The sequence below is a fragment of the Enterobacter cloacae complex sp. Mu1197 genome, from assembly GCF_040059225.1.
Lineage (GTDB): Bacteria > Pseudomonadota > Gammaproteobacteria > Enterobacterales > Enterobacteriaceae > Enterobacter > Enterobacter quasiroggenkampii.
The window spans coordinates 2,429,418-2,451,329 of the sequence record NZ_CP157375.1; the positions used below are offsets into that span (position 1 = coordinate 2,429,418).

A 21,912-nucleotide genomic window follows, 5' to 3' on the forward strand; every position below is an offset into this window, starting at 1 on the left:
GCGCAAACCCGGCAGGGAGTTAATTTAGCGTGTAGTCCAGGGTAATCTCGGCTTTCAGAAGCTGCGAAACCGGGCAGCCCGCTTTCGCTTTCTGAATGATACCGTCGAACTGCTGAGGGGCGATGCCGGGAACGGTCACCTTGCTTTTCAGGGCAACCTTCGTAATCGCAAAGCCGCCGTCGGTTTTATCCAGAGAGACGTCCGCGGTGGTATCAATAGCGTCAGCGGTATAGCCCGCTTCCCCGAGCATCAGCGACAGCGCCATCGAAAAACAGGCCGCATGTGCCGCGCCGATCAGCTCTTCCGGGTTGGTCCCCTTTTCACCCTCAAAGCGGGTATTGAAACCATAAGGCTGCTGATTGAGAACGCCGCTCTCGGTGGAAACTGTCCCTTTACCGCGCTTAATGTCGCCAGACCAGTGTGCCGAACCGTGCTTATGAATAGTCATTCTTGCTCTCCTTTTGGCTTACAAAGGGTTAAGTATAGAAGGCTATCCGGATTCTGCGGGCAAGACAGACGAGTCTTAGTCACTGAGTAAATGGTGCGCCAGTGCGTCGAGGAACACCCGCAGCGCGGCAGGCTGGTATTCCCGGGACTGATAAATGCCATGGATGGCCAGCGGTTTCGGCTCCAGCGCCCCCAGTACCGGCACCAGAATTCCCTGCGCCAGCGCAGTACGCGCCTCACGTTCCGGCAGCATGGCGATACCGCAGTGCTTAACCGCCGCATCCATCAGCAGCGAAGAGATGCTGGCGCTCAGGTTGCCGCTGACGGCCACGCTCAGGTTTTCGCCTTCCGGCGTCAGGAAGTGCCAGGACTGCCCGGCAAAAAAGCTGTAGTGCAGACAGTTATGCTGGGCTAACTCTTCAGGGCTGACGGGCATGCCGTGCTGCGCCAGATACTCCGGCGAGGCACAGAGCACCGAGCGACACTCCCCCAGCCTGCGGGCAATCATGCCGGGTTCGGGATTGTCGGTAATGCGCACGGCGACATCAATGCGTTCTCCCACCAGGCTGACCGGATGGTTGTTCACATCCAGTTCGATGCGCAGCTGCGGGTAGCGCGAGAGCAGACCGGGCAGCACCGGCGCAATCAGGTGCATCGCGGTAAAGTGCGCGCAGGCCACCCGCAGGGTACCTGACGGGAGATCTTTCTCTGACTGGCCTTCAATTTCCTGCGAGATCTGCGAGAGCGTCCGCGTTTTTTGCAGCACCTTTTCCCCTGCCGCAGTCAGCGTCAGCTTGCGCGTGGAGCGGTTTACCAGACGCGTACCCGCCCACTTTTCCATCTGTTCAAGGTAGCGGCTCACCATCGGTCGGGAAATACCCAGCGCGCGGGCCGCCGCGCTCAAACTTCCCAGCTCGCATATCCGGTTGTAAACCTGGGCGGCAATAACGCGATCCATATCAACTCCATCTGCTCGATTTATGAAACTAAGCATGTCCTGTTTCAGGAATTCTGGCAAATGCGATTATCCGTACAATAGAGACATTCCTGAACAACAGAGACAACAGTATGAAATTCACTCACCTTGCCCTGCTTTCCACGCTTTTCACTCCGGCTGTTTTTGCCGCGCCGTTGAGCATTGATACCTATAACCCGCAGGAGAAAGGCATTTTCGCGGTCTCCTCCACGCTGGTTTCCGGCCCGAAAGAAGCGGTGCTGTTTGACGCGCAGTTCAGCGTGAAGGATGGCGAAGCGCTGGTAGAGAAAATTCGTCAAAGCGGTAAAACCCTGAACAAGATTGTGATCACCTCCGGCGATCCGGATTTCTATTTTGGCCTGCAGCCGCTGGTCAAAGCCTTCCCGAACGCCAAAGTGGTGGCCACACAGCATGTGGTTGACCACATCAAGGCTACCAAAGACGCCAAGCTCGCCTTCTGGGGTCCGCAGATGAAAGACGGTGCGCCAACCGAGCTGGTCGTCCCGCAGGTGCTCGCCTCCACCACGTTTATGGTGGACGGAGAAAAGATCGATATCGAACAGCCTGACAGCTATGCGGCCTATGTGTGGATCCCGTCAGCGAAAACCATCCTCGGCGGCACCGGGGTAGCCTGGGGAATTCACGTCTGGACGGCAGACACCCAGACAGCGGAAAGCCGTAAGCAGTGGCAGGAAACGCTGGTGAATATGGCGGCGCACAAACCCGAGCGCGTGATCCCGGGTCACTATCTGGGCACCCCGCCAGCCGGGACGGGGGCGATTGATTTTACCCGTGACTATCTCCAGCGCTTTGAAAAGGCCTTATCCGTTCATAAAGATTCTGCAGGCGTCATCAGCACCCTGAAAAAACAGTATCCGAACCTGGCTGAAGAGAGCTCGCTGGAATTAAGCGCAAAGGTGAATACCGGCGAAATGAAGTGGTAATGTAAACTCTGCTCCTGCTATATTTTCGTGATAGCAGGAGCACCGTCATAATATCCTCTCAACGCCACGTCAATTTACCCCCACATTTCAAAATCACACAAAAGCATACACTTATGTCATTTTTATTTCTAAGATGAATCTGAGCCACAACCGGGAAAATATTTGCCATTCTGTTTATGAATTAATTTTTTTGCGAGCCGTACCATTAAACAGACAACGACACGGAGGCAGCATGTTTACTTATTACCCGGCAAATACCGCAGCAGCACAACCTGAACTCGTTAACGCGATTGCACAGGGTCTTCACGCCGAGCACGGTGCTGTGACTGAAGATGACATTTTGATGGAACTCACTAAGTGGGTGGAATCCACAGATAATGACATCCTCAGTGACATCTACCAGCAGACCATTAACTACGTCGTCAGCGGGCAAAACGCACCGTTGTAAAAACCTGCTAAGCTGGATCTGCAACCTAAGGGGTTACATTTCGTTTGCGTAAGCAAACTGGTCCTTAAAACTATCAACAGGATTGAGGAGTTAATATGAAATCGAACCGTCAGGCACGCCATATTCTGGGACTGAACTACAAGCTTTCTAATCAGCGTAAAGTGGTGATTGAAGGCGACCACGAAACCCAAGTCACTCACGCCACCGGCAGAAAACGCCACGCGGGCAAGTAAGTTCCAGACTGAGATCCAGAACACCATCGGTAATCCCGATGGTGTTTTTGTTTATGTGTTGCGGTAATTAATATTTAGCTCCTTTATAATACCGCCGGACCGCACCCCATCGCACAGGCCAGAAAGATGACAAACAGCAGTGTCAGGGACGGATCTTCATAAAAAGAGTGAGTGACATGGACAACAAACTGAAAAAACATCGTTCCTTATACATCCCATACGCCGGACCGGTTTTACTCGAATTCCCCCTGCTCAACAAAGGCAGCGCCTTCAGCATGGAAGAGCGCAGCAGCTTTAACCTGCTGGGTTTACTGCCCGAAGTGGTTGAAACCATTGAAGAACAGGCAGAGCGCGCGTGGATCCAGTACCAGGGTTTCAAAACTGAAATCGACAAACACATCTACCTGCGCAACATTCAGGACACCAACGAAACCCTCTTCTATCGCCTGGTACAAAACCATCTTGAAGAGATGATGCCGGTGATCTACACCCCGACGGTGGGTGCCGCCTGCGAGCGTTTCTCCGAGATCTACCGTCGCTCCCGCGGGGTATTCATCTCTTATCAGAACCGTCACAACATGGACGATATTCTGCAGAACGTGCCTAACCACAACATCAAAGTGATTGTGGTGACCGACGGCGAACGTATTCTCGGCCTCGGCGACCAGGGCATTGGCGGGATGGGGATCCCAATCGGTAAGCTCTCACTCTACACCGCCTGCGGCGGCATCAGCCCGGCTTATACCCTGCCGGTAGTGCTGGACGTCGGCACCAACAACCAGCAGCTGCTCAACGACCCGCTCTATATGGGCTGGCGCCATCCGCGTATTACCGACGACGAGTACTATCAGTTTGTCGACGACTTCATCCAGGCCGTGAAGCACCGCTGGCCGGACGTGCTGCTGCAGTTTGAAGACTTTGCGCAGAAAAACGCGATGCCGCTGCTGAACCGCTATCGCGATGAGATCTGCTCCTTTAACGACGATATCCAGGGCACCGCAGCCGTCACGGTGGGTACGCTTATCGCCGCCAGCCGTGCAGCGGGAAGCCAGCTGAGCTACCAGAAAATCGTCTTCCTTGGCGCAGGCTCCGCAGGCTGCGGTATTGCCGAGCAGATTATCGCCCAGACGCAGCGCGAAGGCTTAAGCGAAGAGCTGGCCCGCTCCCGCGTCTTTATGGTGGACCGTTTCGGCCTGCTGACCGACGGCATGCCGAACCTGCTGCCGTTCCAGACGAAGCTGGTGCAAAAACGCGACAACCTGAAAAACTGGGATACCGACAACGAAGTCCTTTCCCTGCTGGACGTGGTGCGCAACGTGAAGCCGGATATTCTGATCGGCGTTTCCGGGCAAACCGGTCTCTTCACCGAAGAGATTATTCGCGAGATGCACAAGCACTGCGAGCGCCCTATCGTGATGCCGCTGTCTAACCCGACGTCCCGCGTGGAGGCGACGCCGCAGGACATTATCGCCTGGACCGAAGGTAACGCGCTGGTTGCGACCGGCAGCCCGTTCGATCCGGTGGTGTGGAAGGATAAAACCTATCCGATTGCCCAGTGCAACAACTCCTATATCTTCCCGGGCATTGGTCTGGGGGTGATTGCCTCCGGCGCGTCCCGAATCACCGATGAAATGCTGATGTCGGCGAGTGAAACCCTGGCGGGCCACTCACCGCTGGTCAACGACGGCGAAGGTCTGGTTCTGCCTGAGCTGAAGGACATTCATAAGGTGTCGCGCGCTATCGCGTTTGCGGTGGGTAAAATGGCGCAGCAGCAGGGCGTGGCGGTGAAAACCTCTGCCGACGCGCTGCAGCAGGCCATCGACGACAACTTCTGGAAGCCTGAATACCGCAGCTATCGCCGTACGTCGATTTGATCCGCTCCGCCCGGTGGCGCTTCGCTTACCGGGCCTACGGGCTGGCTGTTTCCCTCTCCCTGTGGGAGAGGGTCAGGGTGAGGGCAACAAACCGCACCATCGAATACCCACTAGCCAAACCCCTTTTCCCCCGCTACACTCCTTTCATCCATTAACCCACTGAATATATAAGGAGGCCAATTATGCTGTATCGTGAAATTTTCAATGTTTCACATACATTTGGTGATCGCACCAGCTCAAGCGTTATCGGTATCGTGCTGCGATAACTTCTGCTTGAGCGAAGACACCAACCCCTGAAATCCCTTCTCTCGGGCTTACTGAGTTATCGTCAGCGATGTTTGACGAGGCATAAACATGCCTGTAACTCTTGGGTAAGCAACAATGAGCACTTTACTCACTGCACAATCTTTACGCGTTGATACGGCGTTTGGCACGCTCTTCGACTCACTCTCCTTTACGCTGAAAAAAGGCGACCGCATTGGCCTGCTGGGCGACAACGGCTGCGGTAAAAGTACGCTGCTGAAGGTGCTGGATGGCACTGACTCCCCCGCCGCCGGCACGGTCTCGCTGGCCGGGCACTGCCTGATGGCGCGCGTGGAGCAACATCTCCCGGACGCTATTTTTCCGCTGACCATGCTGGATGCCGTACTCGCACAGCTGCCTTTTGCTGAGCGCGATAGCCTGCGCTGGAAAGCCGAAACGCTGCTGGCAGGCATGGGCTTCACGCCGCAGGATATGGCGCTGCAATCCGCCACGCTGAGCGGCGGACAGCACACCCGCCTGCTGCTGGCGCGGGCGCTGATTCACGAGCCGGACCTGCTCCTGCTGGATGAACCCAGCAACCACCTGGACCTCCCGACCATGCTCTGGCTGGAACACTTCCTACAGAACTGGTCGGGCAGCTTTGTGCTGGTCTCGCATGACAGACAGCTGCTGGATGCCGTCACCAACGGCAGCTGGATCCTGCGCGATAAAACGCTGCACTACTTTGCCCTTCCCTGTACGGCAGCACGCAAGGCGCTTGAAGCAAAAGATGAGAGCGATGCGCAGCGCCACAAGGCGGAGCAAAAGGAGATCGACCGCGTGACCGCCAGCGCGAAGCGGCTGGCGACCTGGGGCAAGGTTTACGACAACGAAGACCTGGCCCGAAAAGCCAAACAGATGGAAAAGCAGGTCGAACGGCTCAGGGAGAGCCAGACGGAACTCACGGCAGGTAGCCCGTGGACGCTAACCCTTCGCGGCGACGCGCTGCGGGCCGACCGTTTACTGGAGATGGAAAACCTTGACGTGCCCCCAGCTCCGGGCCTGCCTGCGTTGTTCAGCGTCGACGTTGCGCGGTTAAAAAGCGGCGATCGCGTGGCGATTGTCGGTCGTAACGGCTGCGGTAAATCGTCGCTGATGAAGCTTATCTGGCGACAGTTTACCGATGAACTGACCCACGACGGGCTGAAGCTGCACCCGCGCGTGTCGACGGGCTATTACGACCAGACGCTGAATCAGCTGCCCGACAACGCCACGCTGCTCGACGCGCTGGAGCCTTTCGCTGCGGATCCGCAGAACCGCAAAATGGCCCTGATAAGCGCCGGTTTCCCGTGGGCGCGTCACGGACAAACGGTCAGCACGCTCAGCGGAGGCGAACGCTCGCGCCTGCTGTTCGTTGGCCTGACGCTTGCCCGCTATAGCCTGCTGATGCTGGATGAGCCTACCAACCACCTGGACATGGAAGGCAAAGAGGCGCTGGCGCACACCCTTCAGCAGTTCGAAGGCGGCGTCCTGCTGGTCAGCCATGACCGTCAGTTAATTAGCCAAAGCTGCAACCGTTTCTGGCTGATTGAAGAGGGAAAACTGAGCGAGTGGCACAATGCAGAAGCGGTGTTTGAGCGGCTGCGTGAACGCGCGGGGCTGGTCACATCCACTGCGCCTGACATCGCGGCGCCGACGGATCGCCCCTCGCCGTATGACGATCTGCTTGAACGCCTGGTCGCGCTGGAAACGCTGCTGGAAAACGATCTGGCGCGTAAGCCGAAGCATCAAAAGCCGCAGCTGCAGGCGCAATGGCGTAAAGAGATAGAGGAGATTGAAGCCCAGCTGTAAGTCTGCGCCCGGCGAGCGCCTCGCCGGGCCAGAATTTTCCCCCTTAATTATTAGAGGAACGCCGTATTCTTAATCTGAAATCGAATCAAATGATGACATTATGTTGCTGCAGCCTTGCATTACCAGGCTAATGTATTAATCCTTAAGAGGTACTACACCTGCTATGCAGATTCTTATCATGAACAAGGAGATACACATGAAGGCTGCTGTTGTCACTCAGGATCACCAGGTCAACGTTACCGAAAAAACCTTACGTCCGCTAAAGCATGGGGAAGCCCTGCTGAAGATGGAGTGCTGTGGCGTATGCCATACCGACCTCCACGTGAAGAACGGTGATTTCGGCGATAAAACCGGGGTCATCCTGGGCCATGAAGGGATTGGTATCGTGAAAGAAGTCGGCCCTGGCGTGAAGTCGCTGAAAGTCGGCGACCGCGCAAGCGTGGCCTGGTTCTTTGAAGGCTGCGGGCACTGCGAATACTGTAATTCCGGCAACGAAACCCTGTGCCGTGACGTGAAAAACGCCGGTTACTCCGTTGACGGCGGCATGGCGGAAGAGTGCATCGTCACCGCGGATTACGCGGTAAAAGTGCCGGACGGTCTGGATTCGGCGGCGGCCAGCAGCATTACCTGCGCGGGTGTCACCACCTACAAAGCAGTGAAGGTATCGGGTATTAAACCGGGCCAGTGGATTGCGATTTACGGTCTCGGCGGGTTGGGTAACCTCGCGCTGCAGTACGCCAAAAACGTCTTTAACGCCAAAGTCATCGCCCTTGACGTCAACGACGAACAGCTGAAGCTGGCGGCCAGCATGGGTGCGGATCTCACCATCAACTCCCGCAGCGAAGATGCCGCTAAAATTGTGCAGGAAAAAACCGGCGGCGCGCATGCCGCCGTCGTCACTGCCGTCGCAAAAGCCGCCTTCAACTCGGCGGTGGATGCCGTGCGTGCCGGTGGCCGTGTGGTCGCCGTTGGCCTGCCGCCGGAAGCGATGAGCCTCGACATTCCTCGCCTGGTGCTGGACGGCATTCAGGTGGTGGGTTCGCTGGTTGGCACCCGTCAGGATCTGCAGGAAGCGTTCCAGTTCGCCGCTGAAGGTAAAGTCGTGCCGAAAGTCACGATGCGCCCGATCGAGGACATCAACGCCATCTTCAAAGAGATGGAACAGGGCCAGATCCGTGGCCGTATGGTGATCGACTTACGCTCGTAAACCCCTTTTGCCGGGTAATGGGTACGCCTTACCCGGCTTATTGCTACGACAAACGACGAACTGAAATCCACTCCTGAACCTCAATCTGGAAGGTGTCCGGCGCTTTTCGGTACATTTTACGCGCCAGGTCGAGAATAGTATGACGCGCGAGCTCCTCTTCCATCCGCTGCTGCGCGCTGTCCATGACTGAACGTACTCCGCACGGGCCGTCGCAGACCCAGGCAGGCGGTGCTTCATCAAACACGGCCAGCCGCTGGCGCACTTCACGACATTCGAACATGTTTTTCTCGCCGTCAATGGCATGCGCCACATCCAGCACGCTGATCAGCTCCGCCGGACGCGCCAGCTTAAAGCCCCCGCCCTTGCCTTCCGTACTGATGACCAGCCCGGCACGTGACAGGCGTGTGAAGATTTTGCCGAGGTAGTCATACGGCACGCCCTGCAAGGCAGCCATCTCCCGGACGCTCATCTCACGCTCGTTGCCCTTCGCATCCACCATACACATCAGGCTGTGAATGCCGTATTCCACACCGGAACTGTAAAACGCCATGGTTAACTCCGAATTAGTGTTCGGAGCATTATAACGATTTTTAACTCAGAAAGAAGTTGTCGGAGTTAACTCCGACAAGTATAGTGGCAGTTATGTCAGGCATGAAGCCTGGCGGGAGAAAGGATCGAATATGAAAAAGCAGATTTTAATCGTAGGCAGTGGTTTTGCGGGTATGTGGGCAGCCGTGAGCGCGGCACGTCTCTCTGAGCTGCAGGGTAATAATAGTCTGGAGATTTCGGTACTGGCCCCCTTACCCGAACTGCGCGTTCGGCCACGCTTCTATGAGGAGAAGGTGTCAACGCTGGTCGCCCCGTTGACTGACCTGTTTGCCGAGCTCGATATCACATTCATTGCCGGACACGCGGAACAAATTGATACCACGGCGAAAACCGTTTTATACCGGATGTCCGACGGCGCTCATGCTACGGCTTCCTACGATAGGCTGATCCTCGCTACGGGCAGCCAGACCAAACGCCCAGCGATTGCCGGCCTGGCTGACTACGCCTTTGACATCGACCAGATGGAATCCGCACAGGTATTTGAGCGTCACCTTGATTCACTGGCGTTACGTCCCTCCACGCCCGAGCGCAACACCGTGGTAGTCTGCGGAGGCGGCTTTACCGGCATTGAGCTGGCAACGGAGCTACCTGCCCGACTTCGTGCCCGTTTTGGTGACAATACGGAGATTAAAATAGTCGTAGTTGAGAGAGGGCCAGTCATTGGCGGCCGTTATAGCGACGCATTGCGTAAAACAATTGCAGAAGCGAGTGAGGCGCTGGGCGTTGAATGGCGGCTGAAGAGTGAAGTTGAAGCCATTGATGCTCAAGGCGTAACGCTGAAAAACGGTGAACGTATTGCTACTGCGACCGTCGTCTGGACAGCAGGCGTCGAGGCAAATCCCCTCAGCCTGCAGATAAAAGGTGAACACGATAGCCAGGGCCGCCTGGTTGTGACAGAGACGTTGCAGGTCCCCGAACATCCTGACGTCTATGCCACCGGCGATATGGCTCATGCTAAAACAGACGATGCGGGCAACACGGCGCTGATGACCTGCCAACACGCGATCCAGCTAGGGAAATTTGCCGGACATAATGCGGCCGCCAGCCTGCTGAACGTTGATCCTTACCCTTATCGTCAGGCGAACTATGTCACCTGTCTGGATTTAGGCGGATGGGGTGCGGTTTATACCGAGGGCTGGGATCAGGTCGTTAAGTCAGTTAAGGATGACGCCAAAAAGATCAAGATCGCCATCACTCACGAGCTGATCTATCCCCCAGCAGCGGATAAAGCGGTCGCGTTTGCCACCGCGGACCCGCTGGCGAAATTCGTTTAACTCCCGCTTTCGCCCCGTTTACGGGGCGTTTATATTTTCAGTTTCCGGCAATCCTTATCTTAATTCCTTTGTTCCCTTGTTTTCCCCTGCGCCCGATGATGAATCCGACGCTAACAAGAAGATAACAAAGGAATTCACCATGCAAACCCCATTTCGTCTGCCGCTGCTGACGGCGCTGATTCTGACGACCACCGCCGCCTGGTCCGCGGATGCGCCTGTTAAAGGCGGCACGCTGATTTATCTGGAGCAACAGGCGCACACCAACCTCTATCCGCCTGCCGGCGGCTTCTACCCGAACGGCGGTATTCTGAACCAGATTACTGACAAACTGACGTGGCAGAACCCAAAGACGCTGCAGGTCGAACCTTGGGTGGCCGAAAGCTGGACCACCAATGCCGATAAAACCGAATACACCTTTAAACTGCGTCCCGGTATTACCTTCTCCGACGGCACGCCGCTGGACGCCAACGCCGTAGCAAAAAACTTTGATACCTACGGCTTAGGTAACAAGGCGCAGCGCCTGCCGGTGTCAGAAGTGATCAATAACTACGATCGCAGTGAAGTGGTCGACCCGCTGACCGTGAAGTTCTACTTCAAAAAGCCGTCACCGGGATTCCTGCAGGGCACCGCCACCATCGGGTCGGGCCTGGTCTCGCTCAGCACGCTCAAGCGCAATTTTGAAGAGCTGGGTGACGCCCGGCATATCATTGGCTCAGGCCCGTTTGTGGTGAAGGACGAGAAGCTGGGTCGCGAAGTGACGCTGGAAGCGCGTAAGGACTACCAGTGGGGGCCCATAAATCTGGCGCAACAGGGGCCAGCCAATCTTGATGGGATCAAGTTTATCGTGACTCAGGAAGACAGCGTGCGCGTCGGCGCCCTGCTGGCCGGTCAGGCCGACTTTATTCGCCAGGTGCAGGCATATGACGAAAAGCAGGCGACCGATCAGGGCTATAAAATCTACGCCGCCCCGACCCGCGGGGTGAACGACAGCATTAGCTTCCGCCCGGATAACCCGCTGGTCTCCGATATTCGCGTGCGCCAGGCGCTGCTGCATGCCACGAATGCAAAACAGGTGGTCGAGACCCTCTTCTCGGCTAACTATCCGCAGGCGAAGTCGGTAATTGCCGATTCCGCCGCTGGCTTTGTCGATCTCAGCGACAAATTGTCCTTTGACCCGGCAAAAGCCAACCAGCTGCTGGACGAGGCAGGCTGGAAAGCAGGCAGCGACGGGATCCGCACCAAAGATGGACAGCGGCTGGCGCTGACGGTATATGAATCCCTGCCGCAGCCACAAAATAAAGAGGTGCTGCAGCTGGTTGCCCAGCAGTGGCGTCAGGTGGGCGTGGCGCTGAGCGTGAAAGCCGGCGACGCAGGCAGCCGCACGCTGGATAACCTTGATCCGCTGAAAACCCCGTTAACCGTCTCCGAAGTGGGCCGCGCCGATCCGGACGTGGTGAAAAGCATGTTCTACCCCGCTAACCGCGACGCCCTGCTGCAAAAAGGCGGCTCCAGCGACAATGTCAAAAGCTTCCGTGACGACAAGCTGAATGCGCTGCTGGTGAATATCTCCTCAGAGGTTGATCCACAAAAACGCCTGCAGCTGACCGGCGATGCCCAACGTTACCTGCTGGATAACGCCTACGTCATTCCGATCTTCGAAGAGCCGCAGGTCTTTGCCGGTGCGCCGTGGCTGAAAGGCGTCAATTTTGAAGCGGTCGGCCGCCCGTCGTTCTACGGCGCGTGGATAGAGAAACACTGAGGAGCTGACGATGCGCCACGCACTTCTTCAACGTTTTGGGCACGGGCTGCTGGTCTTGTGGGCCGCCTTTACCCTCTCGTTCGTGTTGCTCCAGGTGCTGCCGGGCGACGCGGTGCTGATTAAATTTCAGAACCCGGACCTGGGCTTAAGCCCGGCGCAAATCGAGGAGATGCGCGTAGCCTACGGCGCGGACAGCCCGCTGTGGCAGCAATACGGCCACACGCTGCTGGCGATGCTGCGCGGGGATTTCGGCTACTCGTTACAGGCCGGGGTGCCGGTCAGCGAGCTGATTGCCAGCAATCTGCCGGATACCCTGAGCCTCGCCCTGCCCGCCTTTTTACTCGCGGTCCTGCTGGCGTTTGCGCTGGCCTTTGCGTCGCGCCTGCCGGGTCTGCGCTGGCTAAGTAATACCCTACAGTCTCTGCCGGTCCTGTTTATCTCCTTACCGACGTTCTGGCTGGGGATTGCCCTCATCCAGCTCTTTTCTTTCCAGCTGCGGCTGATCCCGGTGATTAACCCGACGCCGCTGCAGGGGCTGATCCTGCCGATCGTGACCGTCGCGATCCCGATCTCCGCCCCGCTGGCACAAATCCTGATGCGCAGCCTCGACCAGGTGGCGACGCAGCCGTTTGTCGCCGTGGCCAGGGCTAAAGGGCTGAGTGAAACCGCCGTGCTGTGGCGTCACGTCACCGGCAACGCCCTGCTGCCGGTCCTGAACATTGCCGGGCTGCTGCTGGGCGAGCTGATTGCCGGGGCGCTGATCACCGAAACCGTTTTTGGCCGCAGCGGGCTCGGGCAGCTGACTCAGCAGGCGGTGAATAACCAGGACATCGCCGTGCTTCAGGCGGTGGTCATGATTTCCGCCCTCGGTTTTGTCCTGATCAATCTGCTGGTGGATCTGCTGATGCCGCTGCTGGATCCCCGTCTGCAAACCGTTACCGGAGGTGCATCATGAGCCTGGTCGATTACGCTGCCGCCGCGCGAAAACGCGTTCCCGGCTGGCAGGGCGTCGCGTGGCAGCCGGGACTGTGGCTGGCATGGGCGGTCATTATTATTGCGCTTTTTGCCGCCGTGGCGCCCGGCCTGTTAACCCACTACAGCCCGATTGAGGGCATCGCCGGAGCGCAACGTCTGGCGCCGCAGGCGGGCCACTGGCTCGGCACCGATCAGCTTGGCCGCGATGTTTACACCCGTATTGTGTATGGTGCGTCCCACTCCCTGAGCGCCGCACTCGCTGCCGTCACGATGGGGCTGGTGGTGGGCACCGGTCTGGGGGTGATCGCCGGGGCGTTCGCCGGACGCGTCGAGTCTTTCCTGATGCGTTTTGTCGACGTGCTGCTATCCATTCCGTCTCTGCTGCTCTCGCTGACGGTCATTATTCTGCTCGGGTTTGGCACCGTTAATGCCGCGATTGCCGTCGGCGTGGCCTCCATTGCCAGCTTCGCCCGCCTCGCGCGCGGTGAAGTGGTGCGCATCCGCCATACGGATTATGTCGAGGCAGCGTTCGGCAGCGGCGGGACGTTCCTGGCGGTGCTGTGGCGACACATCCTGCCCAATGCCTTAACCGCCGTCCTCGCCTTTGCCACGCTGCAGTTTGGTCAGGCTATCCTGGCCCTCTCCACGCTGAGCTTTCTTGGCTACGGTACCCCGCCGCCCGTACCGGAATGGGGTTTATTGATCGCCGAAGGCCGTAACTATCTCTCTACCGCATGGTGGCTAACCACCTTCCCCGGCGTGGTCGTCATCGCCGTGGTGCTTGCCACCAACCGTATCAGCCAGCAGTTCAGCGGAGGTCTGAAATGACCGTACTCTCGGTAGAAAACCTGACCATCAGTTACCGTACCGCGCGCCAGTGGCGCGAGGTGGTACATAACGTCAGTTTTACCCTCAGGCGAGGGGAAATGCTGGCCTTTGTCGGCGAATCCGGATCCGGCAAAACGACCACGGCACAGGCAATCATTGGCCTGCTGGCGGATAACGCCCGGCGCGATGCGGGAAAAATCGTGCTCAACGGCGAGGAGATTAGCCGGTGGTCAGCGAAGCGTCTCGATACCCTTCGCGGGGCGCGAATCAGCCTGGTTCCGCAGGATCCGGGTAATTCACTCAACCCGGTGAAGACGATCGGCGTGCAGGTCGGGGAAATTATTCAGCTGCACCAAAAGGTAACGGCTCTCCAGCGCGACGAGCAGGTGCTCGCTCTGCTGAGAAAGGTCGGCCTGAGCCACCCCGAACAGCGCATGACGCAGTATCCGCATCAGCTCTCCGGCGGGATGAAACAGCGCGTGCTGATTGCCATCGCCATTGCCCTGCGCCCGGACGTGATCGTTGCCGATGAGCCCACCAGCGCGCTGGACGTGACGGTGCAAAAACGCATTCTTGATCTGCTGGATATCCTGCGCCGGGAATCGGGTACTGCGGTTCTGTTTGTCACCCACGATCTGGCCCTGGCCGCTCAGCGCGCAGACAGGCTGCTGGTGTTTCGCAACGGTGAGGTTCAGGAGCACGGCGACACCGCCGACATCGTTCGCACGCCGCAGCACGCCTACACCCGTCAGCTACTGAGCGATCTCCAGGGCCAGCGCCTGACCATCGCCCCGGTAGCCGGTCTTCCGCTCTCGTCACCGGCCATTCGCGCCCGCGCCATCAGCAAACGGTTCTCGCTGGGTAAAGGTCATCAGCTTCAGGCGTTGGATCGGGTGACGTTTGACGTCAGACGCGGCAGCACCCATGCGCTGGTCGGTGAGTCCGGCTCCGGGAAGACCACTCTCGCCCGTATTTTGCTGGGTTTTGAACAGGCGGATAACGGACAGGTCATTATTGATGACATTGATGCCACCGCGCTCAGCCGCGAGGCCCGCCGTCAGCTGCGCCAGAAGATCCAATTTGTCTACCAGAACCCGTTCGCCTCTCTCGACCCGCGTCAGACGCTGTTTGACATCATCGAAGAGCCCCTGAAGAACTTTTCTCGCCTCGCTAAGGCGGAGCGAAAGACCCGGGTGGAGACCGTGGCGCAGCGGGTTGCCCTGCCCGTCGAACTCCTGACCCGTACGGCCAGAGAGCTTTCAGGCGGGCAGCGACAGCGCGTGACCATCGCCCGTGCGCTGATCCTGGAGCCGACTATTCTGGTGCTGGACGAAGCTACTTCCGCGCTGGACGTTACCGTACAGGCGCAAATTCTGGCTCTGCTTCAGCAGCTGCAGCAACAGCTGGGATTAACCTATCTGTTCATCACGCACGATCTCTCCACCGTTCGCCGGATCGCCCACAGCGTCACGGTGCTGCGCAGCGGTCAGGTGGTCGAACACGGTGACGTCGAAACCTTATTCACGTCGCCACAGAACGACTATACCCGCGAGCTGATTGCCGCCATTCCCCATTTTTCACCCGCTACGGAGGAGTTCGCATGACGCGAAAACGCCTGGGATTTTTCACCCGCCTGCTTGACGATGCCACGCCAAAAGAGCGCTATCGACTGGCTACAGAACAGATCCGCCACGCTGAACGCCACGGTTTTGACAGCGCCTGGATTGCGCAGCACCACTTCCATGAGAATGAAGGCGGCCTGCCGTCGCCGCTGCTGTTTCTGGCCCACGTTGCGGCGCATACCGAAACCATTCGGCTGGGTACGGCCATCATTACCCTGCCGATGGAAAACCCGCTGCGTGTGGCGGAAGATGCCGCCGTGCTGGACTTACTCGCCGATGGACGTCTCGAAGTCGGCTTTGGTTCGGGCGGCACACCGACCTCTTTCCTGCCGTTCGGACTGACGTTTGAACAGCGCGGCGCGGCTTTTGCCGACCATCTACATGTGATCCAGAGCGCCTGGCGCGGGGATTCGCTCACCCATCCGGATAACCATCTTTACCCGCCAGCGCCACAGCTCGCTGACCGGATCTGGATTGCCACCTTTTCCGTCGACGGTGCCGTTCGCGCCGCGCGGGCCGGACACGGTTTAATGCTCTCCCGCACGCAGCCGCGCCCGGCAGACCAGTTGGATTTAACGCTTGACGCGATCCAGAACCCAATTGTGGATGCCTACCTTGAGGCGCTGCCCGCCGGTACCGCACCGCGCATTCTGGCTTCTCGTACGGCATTCGTCGCCGACAGCGATGACTATGCGCTGAAAGTTGCAACGCCGGGTCTCACGAAACAGGCCCAGCAGCATCGCACTGCCGGACACGTGGTTAAAGGTGACACTGTCACAGATTTTCGTCGCCAGTTCGACGCCCATATCGGTTCGCCTGAGACGGTGCTGCGTTCGCTGCAGGCCGATTCCGTTCTCCGGCGCGCCACGGACATCTCATTCCAGGTCCATTCGGTCGAGCCCACCCATCGAGACACGCTGCGCTCCATCGAACTGATCGCCGAACATATTGCCCCCCATATCCATTGAGGAGATACCTATGTCATTAAGTCAGGACATTCTCGCCGAACTGGCGGAAATTAAACCCGGTTCCCCTCTGGCAGAGGCGCGCGCCACGCGGGACGCCGCCACGCGCCACGCACAGGGCAGCTACGAAATCTTATTTACTCAGCAGGATAGCGATTTTGCGCTGGACGAGCGCTTCGCCGTCGCGGCAAAAGTCGCGAGGTGGCACAACGCGGAGGCGCTGGCCGCGCACTATGCGGGGTTTGGCCTGGCAGACCCGACCTCAGACCGTCTGACCCCGGCGCTCAATTTCGCGCGCCTGCTGACCTTCTCCCCCGTCGAAGCCACGCCGACATCGTTAAGGGCGCTGACCCAGGCGGGATGGAGCAAGGAAGGCATCGTGACTCTGGCGCAGTTGATCGCCTTTGTCAGCTTCCAGAGCCGACTGATTGCCGGGCTGCGGCTGCTGAACGACAGGCCTGTCGCCACAAGCGATGCGCCGGTGGCGGCAGGCGTCTGGCACACGACCGCCACCACGGCCACCGGAAAGGCGGCTCCCGTCGCCTTCACCCAGCAGGAACTGGGCTGGGAGCCGTGGATCGCCGCCAAACCGCTGGCGGATTTTCGTGATGACGAGGTTGCTATACTGGCGAAGTTTGGCCACACCGATTCCGACTATTTCCGCCTGCTGGGGCGCAACCTGCCGGTGCTTGAACAGCGCACGCTAACGGATAAAGGGATTTTTTATACGCCGGGGGGATTGCCGCGCGCCGAGCGCGAGCTGGCCGCAACGGTCGCCAGTAAAATTAACGGCTGCATCTACTGCGCATCTGTCCATGCGCGGAAAGCCAGCCAGCTGTCAAAGGATGACGCGGCGGTAGAGGCCCTGCTGGCCGTGCGTCCAGGACAATCCCTGAGCGAGGGGCAATCTGCGCGCTGGCAGGCGGAGATTAATTTTGCGGCAGCGCTGTCGGTAACCCCGCCTGCCGCCACGCCGCTGCACCTTGCCGCGCTGGAAAAAGAGGAGCTGGACACCTTAGCCCAGCTTGATCTGGTGCAGTCCGCCGCGTTCTTCGCCTGGGCCAACCGCCTGATGCTGACCCTGGGCGAGCCCTGGCTTGCCTGACTTCAATCAGGCTAGCGCGCGAGCGTTAGCCTGAGCCTGTCTGGCACGCAGGTAACCGTAGATCAGTAATGCACTCATGGCCGAGAACGAGAGTATCGCCGCAGGCAGCGTGACGTAGCGCCAGCTAAAGCCGAGGGTAATCATCATCCCGCCAAAGTACGCCCCGATCGCACTGCCGAGATTAAACGCCATCTGCCCGCCCGCAGCCCCCAGCATCTCGCCGCCCTTCGCATTTTGCAGAAGCAGGATCTGCAGCGGCGCAGAGAGCGCGAACAGCCCGGCGCAGCAGATAAAGCCCATCACCAGCGAGGCCGTTTTCAGTTCGCCACAGACAAAAAGCAGCAGCAGCGAGGCAACAATCACCATGTCGGTGGTTGCCGCAATGCGCAGCGGACTAAAACGCCCCGAAAGCTTACCGCTCAACAGATTGCCCAACACCATGCCAAGGCCCATCAACATCATGATGATGGTCATCATGCCTTCGGAGAAGCCAGAAACATTGACCATAAACGGTTTAACGAAGCTGAACCACGCGAATACACCAGCATTGCCAAACATCGTGGCGGCAAAAATCAGCCAGGGCTCCGGTTTCTTCAGGAACTGGAACTGCTCGGTCAGTTTAATTTCTGATTTGTCATGGATGTCCGGCACCCAGATCAGCACCGAGAGGATCACCAGCGCATCGAACAGAGCGATCAGGAAAAAGGTATAACGCCAGCTGAACTGGTGTCCCAGCCAGGTGCCGAGCGGGACGCCCACCAGGTTAGCGACGGTCATCCCGGCGATCATCCCGGCCACCGCGACCGTCACCTTCCCCGGCGGCGCAATTTTAGACAGAATAATCGCCCCGACGCCGAAAATCGCGCCGTGCGGAAAACCTGAAATCAGGCGCCCGGCCGCCAGCCAGAAATATGACGTAGAAAACGTAAACAGAGCGTTCCCGACCGCGCACAGGGCAACCAGAAACAGCAGCGTGGTTTTTAACGAGAACTTGCCTGAGAACAGCGCCACAATCGGGGCGCCAATCACCACGCCGAAGGCATAAAACGAGATCATATTCCCGGCGGAGGGAATCGAAATACCGGTGTCATGCGCCAGCTCGGTTAACACGCCCATAATGCCAAATTCGGCCATGCCCAGGCCAAATGTGCCAAGCGCCAACGAAAATATTGTCTTTTTCATACCTCAACCACGGGTTAATCACTCGCAACGGGCATTATTGAATAATCTTGTATGGTGAGCCAGTTCAAACTGGCAGACTGACACGTTAATCCATTTATACAGCGCAGGCTGTGAATATTGTCAGCCGATAATCGCGATGCCAAGGCGTTCCATAATTTGCGACACTTGATAACTGTCCAGCTTAACGCCCTGTAAATCAGTGCCACGCACGTCCAGTTCACCCAGTTCCGAATTGGTTAAATCGCAGTGTGTGAAATTTGCTGCACGCCAGTCAAATGAAGAAAACTCGCCGCCTGACATATCCGAACCACTGAAAGTTGCCCCCAGGATCTGCGCGCCGTTCCAGCGGTTTTCCCACAACTCGCATTTTTCCAGAACCACCTTCGAAAAATTGGCATAGCTCAGGTTGCTTTTTGTTATATAAGCACTGCAAAACCAGGTTCGCGTGGTGATCATGTTCATAAAACTGGCACCGCGAAAATCAGCCCCTTGCGCCCTGCATTCACGGATTTCGATGCCTAATGCATTCGCATTTCTGAAATCAGCCATGGATAAATCGCAACTTTTGAAGATCGCGTCCTTAAGTTGCGCCCGGCTAAAATTTCCGCCGATCTGGCGTTCACGATCGTAAAACTGACAACCGATAAATGCTGTGCCAGTCAAATCTGTGCCAGAGAAATCGCAATGACGAAAAACAGCATTTTCAATCTTTTCACCGGTAAAACGGTTACGTCCAATTTTTTCGCCTTCAACAATCAATGTCATAACAACCCTGTTTATTTATACAGTTATTTTTAATCATTTTAACCAGCGATTCGCGAAAGAGAAAGTCCTGACTGCGAAAAAAGTCCGCTGAGATTTCCACTCAGCATTACACTTCAAAGTGTTAGTTCCTTCTAAGCACATCACACGTTCCGGAGATGAGGATTATCATGGGAAACGCAAAACAGAATAAAACCAAAGCAGTGACCGTGACCAAAGCGAGTGTAGATAGCGTGGTTAAACCCGTGCTGAAGACCAAAGAGTACGAAAAAGAGCTCCGCCGCCTGCACGTCGAACTGGTTAAGCTCCAGCAATGGGTCGTCGCCAAAGGGTTAAAAGTGTGTATTGTTTTTGAAGGACGCGACGGTGCCGGCAAAGGCGGCACCATTAAAGCGATCACCGAGCGCGTCAGCCCGCGCGTGTTTCGCGTTGTGGCGCTCCCTGCGCCGACTGAAAAGGAAAAAAGCCAGCTCTACTTCCAGCGCTATGTGCCGCATCTGCCTTCGGCGGGCGAAATCGTGATCTTCGATCGCAGCTGGTATAACCGCGCGGGCGTTGAGCGGGTGATGGGGTTCTGCACGGAGGAACAGGCGGAGAAATTTTTAGACGGCGCGCCGGTTATGGAAAAAGCGATGGTCGATGCCGGGATTATCCTGCTGAAGTACTGGCTGGAGGTGACGCCGAAAGAGCAGGAGCGACGCCTGCGCGACCGTATTAACGATGGGCGTAAGATCTGGAAGCTGTCGCCGATGGATATTAAATCCTTTAACCTGTGGGACGAGTACACCCGCGCCCGCGACGCCATGTTTGAAGCCACCGACACCGCCTGGGCGCCGTGGTTTGTGGCGCGTTCAGAGGATAAAAAACGCGTGCGACTGAACATTATTTCGCATCTGCTTTCGCAGATCCCGTATAAAGAAATACACGTTGAGAAAGTGGATTTACCGAAACGCAAAATCGGTAAAATCAAACCCACAAAATATCCGTTCCGGTATGTGGAGGAGCGGTTCTGATTTTGAAGAGTAGGCCCGCGCAAGCGCAGCGCCGCCGGGCAAAGCCGACGGCGCAGGTCTTACTTCATCCCTTCCGTACTTTCCTGTTTTGCTTCCAGTCGCTCCACATCACGGTACCAGCGCGGATGGTGTTTCTGCGCCCAGCGGCGGCTCACCTTCCCTTCAATCATCCCTTTGATTGACCCTTTCACCCAGAACGCCATATACATATGGATCAGGATGGCATGAATCAGGATGATGGCCGACGTCGCGTGGATAAGCAGCGCGTAACGCACCACCTGAATCGGGAAATAATGCGCAAAATACGGACGCCAGATCATCACGCCGGTCACCAGCAGCACAAAAATCATGCTCATGATGGTCCAGAACATCATCTTCTGCCCGGCGTTGTATTTCCCCACCTTCGCAACTTTGTGCTCGTTACCCTTAAGGACTTCGACAATCCCTTTCACCCACGGGATATCCTGCTTGTCAGGAATATTGTGATGGACGAAGCGCACGAACATAAACATCAGCACCACGAAAATCAGCACCCCGAAGAACGGGTGCAGAATGCGCCCCATCTGCGGCGTACCGAAGGTTTCGGTCAGCCACTGCAGCGTCGGGAAGAAGAACGAAATTCCCGATACCGCCACCAGGAAGAAGCAGATCACCACCGTCCAGTGACAGGCGCGATCGACAAATTTGGTGCGCACTATCATTTTCGACTTACTCATGATGCTCCTCCTCGTCGTCATCCACCTCTTTGTTTGGCCCGATACCAATGTAGTGATAGATCAGCCCGGCAAAGGTGGCGATAAAGCCCGCCGCAGAGAGCGGTTTAAGCGCCCCTTTCCACAGGTTGATGGAGGTATCGATCGCCGGATCCTTCGGCAGGTTGTGGTACAGCTCCGGCTGGTCGCTATGGTGTAGCACATACATCACGTGCGTACCGCCCACGCCCTGCGGGTTGTAAATGCCCGCTTTGTTGTAGCCCCGCGCTTTGAGCTTATCGACACGCTGCTGCGCCACCTCCAGCATCTCTTTTTTGGTGCCGAAGTGGATCGCCCCGGTGGGACAGGTCTTCACGCAGGCTGGTTCCTGACCGACGCTGACGCGGTCCACGCACAGGGTACATTTGTATACCCGGTTATCCTCTTTATTGAGGCGCGGAATATTAAACGGACAGCCCGCGATGCAGTAGCCGCAGCCGATGCAGTTGTCCTGCTGGAAATCAACGATCCCGTTGGCATACTGGATAATCGCCCCGGCAGACGGGCAGGCCTTCAGGCAGCCCGGATCTTCACAGTGCATGCAGCCGTCTTTGCGGATCAGCCACTCCAGCTTGCCGTTCTGCTCGGTTTCGCTAAAACGCATCACCGTCCAGGATTTGGCGCTCAGATCCGCCGGATTATCGTAAACCCCTACGCAGTGCCCCACCTCGTCACGGATGTCGTTCCACTCCGAGCAGGCCACCTGGCAGGCCTTACAGCCCACGCAGGAGGAGACGTCGATAAGCTTGGCGACTTCTGCCTTGTAGTCCCGCGCGCGAGGCGCGGGGGTAATCGGGTTCGTCGCGGAGCGTTTAATAATGTCTTGTGTTTCCATCGCCATTT

Annotated in this window: 21 protein-coding genes; 14 read left to right on the forward strand and 7 right to left on the reverse strand. The window is 57.4% G+C overall.

What is annotated here, in order from left to right; all coding sequences use genetic code 11:
- Nucleotides 1-19: 19 nt before the first annotated feature.
- Together ABFV38_RS11520 and ABFV38_RS11525 are read right to left on the reverse strand one after the other, a co-directional pair.
- Nucleotides 20-448 (reverse strand): OsmC family protein, encoded by a 429-nt coding sequence (locus ABFV38_RS11520; RefSeq protein WP_008501708.1) that lies wholly within the window; start codon nucleotides 446-448, stop codon nucleotides 20-22.
- A 75-nt stretch (nucleotides 449-523) separates the two neighbouring features.
- Nucleotides 524-1,405 carry a LysR family transcriptional regulator gene (locus tag ABFV38_RS11525; protein WP_348957280.1) on the reverse strand — a complete coding sequence of 294 codons (882 nt, stop codon included), beginning with the start codon at nucleotides 1,403-1,405 and terminating at the stop codon, nucleotides 524-526.
- 110 nt (nucleotides 1,406-1,515) lie between these two features.
- Between ABFV38_RS11525 and ABFV38_RS11530 the strand changes: the two genes are divergently transcribed.
- The 6 genes from ABFV38_RS11530 to adhP all read left to right on the forward strand — a co-directional run bounded on the left by ABFV38_RS11530 (nucleotide 1,516) and on the right by adhP (nucleotide 8,223).
- A complete protein-coding gene (locus tag ABFV38_RS11530) occupies nucleotides 1,516-2,367 on the forward strand; it encodes a Vmh family MBL fold metallo-hydrolase (protein WP_023292348.1) in 852 nt (283 codons plus the stop codon).
- Between the two features lie 232 nt (nucleotides 2,368-2,599).
- On the forward strand, nucleotides 2,600-2,815 hold the full coding sequence (bdm, locus tag ABFV38_RS11535) for a biofilm-dependent modulation protein (RefSeq protein WP_013096534.1): 216 nt from the start codon (nucleotides 2,600-2,602) through the stop codon (nucleotides 2,813-2,815).
- Between the two features lie 95 nt (nucleotides 2,816-2,910).
- Nucleotides 2,911-3,048, forward strand: a complete 138-nt coding sequence (sra, locus tag ABFV38_RS11540; RefSeq protein ID WP_008501714.1) for a stationary-phase-induced ribosome-associated protein — start codon at nucleotides 2,911-2,913, stop codon at nucleotides 3,046-3,048.
- A gap of 176 nt (nucleotides 3,049-3,224) precedes the next feature.
- The gene (locus tag ABFV38_RS11545) at nucleotides 3,225-4,922 is read left to right on the forward strand and encodes an NAD-dependent malic enzyme (RefSeq protein ID WP_032674848.1); all 1,698 of its coding nucleotides are present in this window, start codon (nucleotides 3,225-3,227) and stop codon (nucleotides 4,920-4,922) included.
- 381 nt (nucleotides 4,923-5,303) lie between these two features.
- On the forward strand, nucleotides 5,304-7,016 hold the full coding sequence (locus tag ABFV38_RS11550) for an ABC-F family ATP-binding cassette domain-containing protein (protein WP_348957281.1): 1,713 nt from the start codon (nucleotides 5,304-5,306) through the stop codon (nucleotides 7,014-7,016).
- A 196-nt stretch (nucleotides 7,017-7,212) separates the two neighbouring features.
- Entirely contained in the window at nucleotides 7,213-8,223 is a 1,011-nt protein-coding gene (gene adhP, locus ABFV38_RS11555) for an alcohol dehydrogenase AdhP (RefSeq protein ID WP_008501719.1), read from the forward strand.
- A 43-nt stretch (nucleotides 8,224-8,266) separates the two neighbouring features.
- Here the strand turns inward: adhP and ABFV38_RS11560 are convergent, their stop codons facing one another.
- Nucleotides 8,267-8,773 (reverse strand): Rrf2 family transcriptional regulator, encoded by a 507-nt coding sequence (locus tag ABFV38_RS11560; RefSeq protein ID WP_348957282.1) that lies wholly within the window; start codon nucleotides 8,771-8,773, stop codon nucleotides 8,267-8,269.
- Nucleotides 8,774-8,903: 130 nt separating this feature from the next.
- On the opposite strand from ABFV38_RS11560, the gene ABFV38_RS11565 reads away from it, so the two are divergent.
- The 7 genes from ABFV38_RS11565 to ABFV38_RS11595 all read left to right on the forward strand — a co-directional run bounded on the left by ABFV38_RS11565 (nucleotide 8,904) and on the right by ABFV38_RS11595 (nucleotide 17,360).
- Entirely contained in the window at nucleotides 8,904-10,106 is a 1,203-nt protein-coding gene (locus ABFV38_RS11565; protein ID WP_348957283.1) for an NAD(P)/FAD-dependent oxidoreductase, read from the forward strand.
- 139 nt (nucleotides 10,107-10,245) lie between these two features.
- Nucleotides 10,246-11,865: a TIGR04028 family ABC transporter substrate-binding protein gene (locus ABFV38_RS11570; RefSeq protein ID WP_348957284.1), complete on the forward strand. Its 1,620-nt coding sequence runs from the start codon at nucleotides 10,246-10,248 to the stop codon at nucleotides 11,863-11,865.
- Between the two features lie 10 nt (nucleotides 11,866-11,875).
- Complete coding sequence (locus tag ABFV38_RS11575) at nucleotides 11,876-12,820, forward strand: ABC transporter permease (RefSeq protein WP_023327539.1); 945 nt, start codon at nucleotides 11,876-11,878, stop codon at nucleotides 12,818-12,820.
- Nucleotides 12,817-13,668, forward strand: coding sequence for an ABC transporter permease (locus ABFV38_RS11580; RefSeq protein WP_069719176.1), 852 nt, complete (start codon nucleotides 12,817-12,819; stop codon nucleotides 13,666-13,668). Before ABFV38_RS11575 ends, ABFV38_RS11580 begins: the two co-directional genes overlap by 4 nt.
- Complete coding sequence (locus tag ABFV38_RS11585; RefSeq protein WP_348957285.1) at nucleotides 13,665-15,272, forward strand: ABC transporter ATP-binding protein; 1,608 nt, start codon at nucleotides 13,665-13,667, stop codon at nucleotides 15,270-15,272. The genes ABFV38_RS11580 and ABFV38_RS11585 overlap by 4 nt, the downstream gene beginning before the upstream one ends.
- Nucleotides 15,269-16,258: a putative FMN-dependent luciferase-like monooxygenase gene (locus ABFV38_RS11590; RefSeq protein ID WP_348957286.1), complete on the forward strand. Its 990-nt coding sequence runs from the start codon at nucleotides 15,269-15,271 to the stop codon at nucleotides 16,256-16,258. The genes ABFV38_RS11585 and ABFV38_RS11590 overlap by 4 nt, the downstream gene beginning before the upstream one ends.
- Before the next feature lie 10 nt (nucleotides 16,259-16,268).
- The gene (locus tag ABFV38_RS11595) at nucleotides 16,269-17,360 is read left to right on the forward strand and encodes an alkylhydroperoxidase domain protein (protein WP_348957287.1); all 1,092 of its coding nucleotides are present in this window, start codon (nucleotides 16,269-16,271) and stop codon (nucleotides 17,358-17,360) included.
- Between the two features lie 6 nt (nucleotides 17,361-17,366).
- Here the strand turns inward: ABFV38_RS11595 and araJ are convergent, their stop codons facing one another.
- Together araJ and ABFV38_RS11605 are read right to left on the reverse strand one after the other, a co-directional pair.
- The gene (gene araJ / locus ABFV38_RS11600; protein ID WP_262777844.1) at nucleotides 17,367-18,542 is read right to left on the reverse strand and encodes an MFS transporter AraJ; all 1,176 of its coding nucleotides are present in this window, start codon (nucleotides 18,540-18,542) and stop codon (nucleotides 17,367-17,369) included.
- Nucleotides 18,543-18,662: 120 nt separating this feature from the next.
- Entirely contained in the window at nucleotides 18,663-19,307 is a 645-nt protein-coding gene (locus ABFV38_RS11605) for a Qnr family pentapeptide repeat protein (RefSeq protein WP_208762909.1), read from the reverse strand.
- 167 nt (nucleotides 19,308-19,474) lie between these two features.
- Here ABFV38_RS11605 and ppk2 point away from each other — a divergent pair, with 167 nt between their 5' ends.
- Nucleotides 19,475-20,317: a polyphosphate kinase 2 gene (gene ppk2, locus ABFV38_RS11610; protein ID WP_348957288.1), complete on the forward strand. Its 843-nt coding sequence runs from the start codon at nucleotides 19,475-19,477 to the stop codon at nucleotides 20,315-20,317.
- Between the two features lie 59 nt (nucleotides 20,318-20,376).
- On the opposite strand, the gene fdnI is transcribed toward ppk2, so the two are convergent.
- Together fdnI and fdxH are read right to left on the reverse strand one after the other, a co-directional pair.
- Nucleotides 20,377-21,033: a formate dehydrogenase-N subunit gamma gene (fdnI, locus tag ABFV38_RS11615; RefSeq protein ID WP_025910984.1), complete on the reverse strand. Its 657-nt coding sequence runs from the start codon at nucleotides 21,031-21,033 to the stop codon at nucleotides 20,377-20,379.
- Nucleotides 21,026-21,910, reverse strand: coding sequence for a formate dehydrogenase subunit beta (fdxH, locus tag ABFV38_RS11620; RefSeq protein WP_252077086.1), 885 nt, complete (start codon nucleotides 21,908-21,910; stop codon nucleotides 21,026-21,028). Before fdxH ends, fdnI begins: the two co-directional genes overlap by 8 nt.
- Nucleotides 21,911-21,912: the final 2 nt, after the last annotated feature.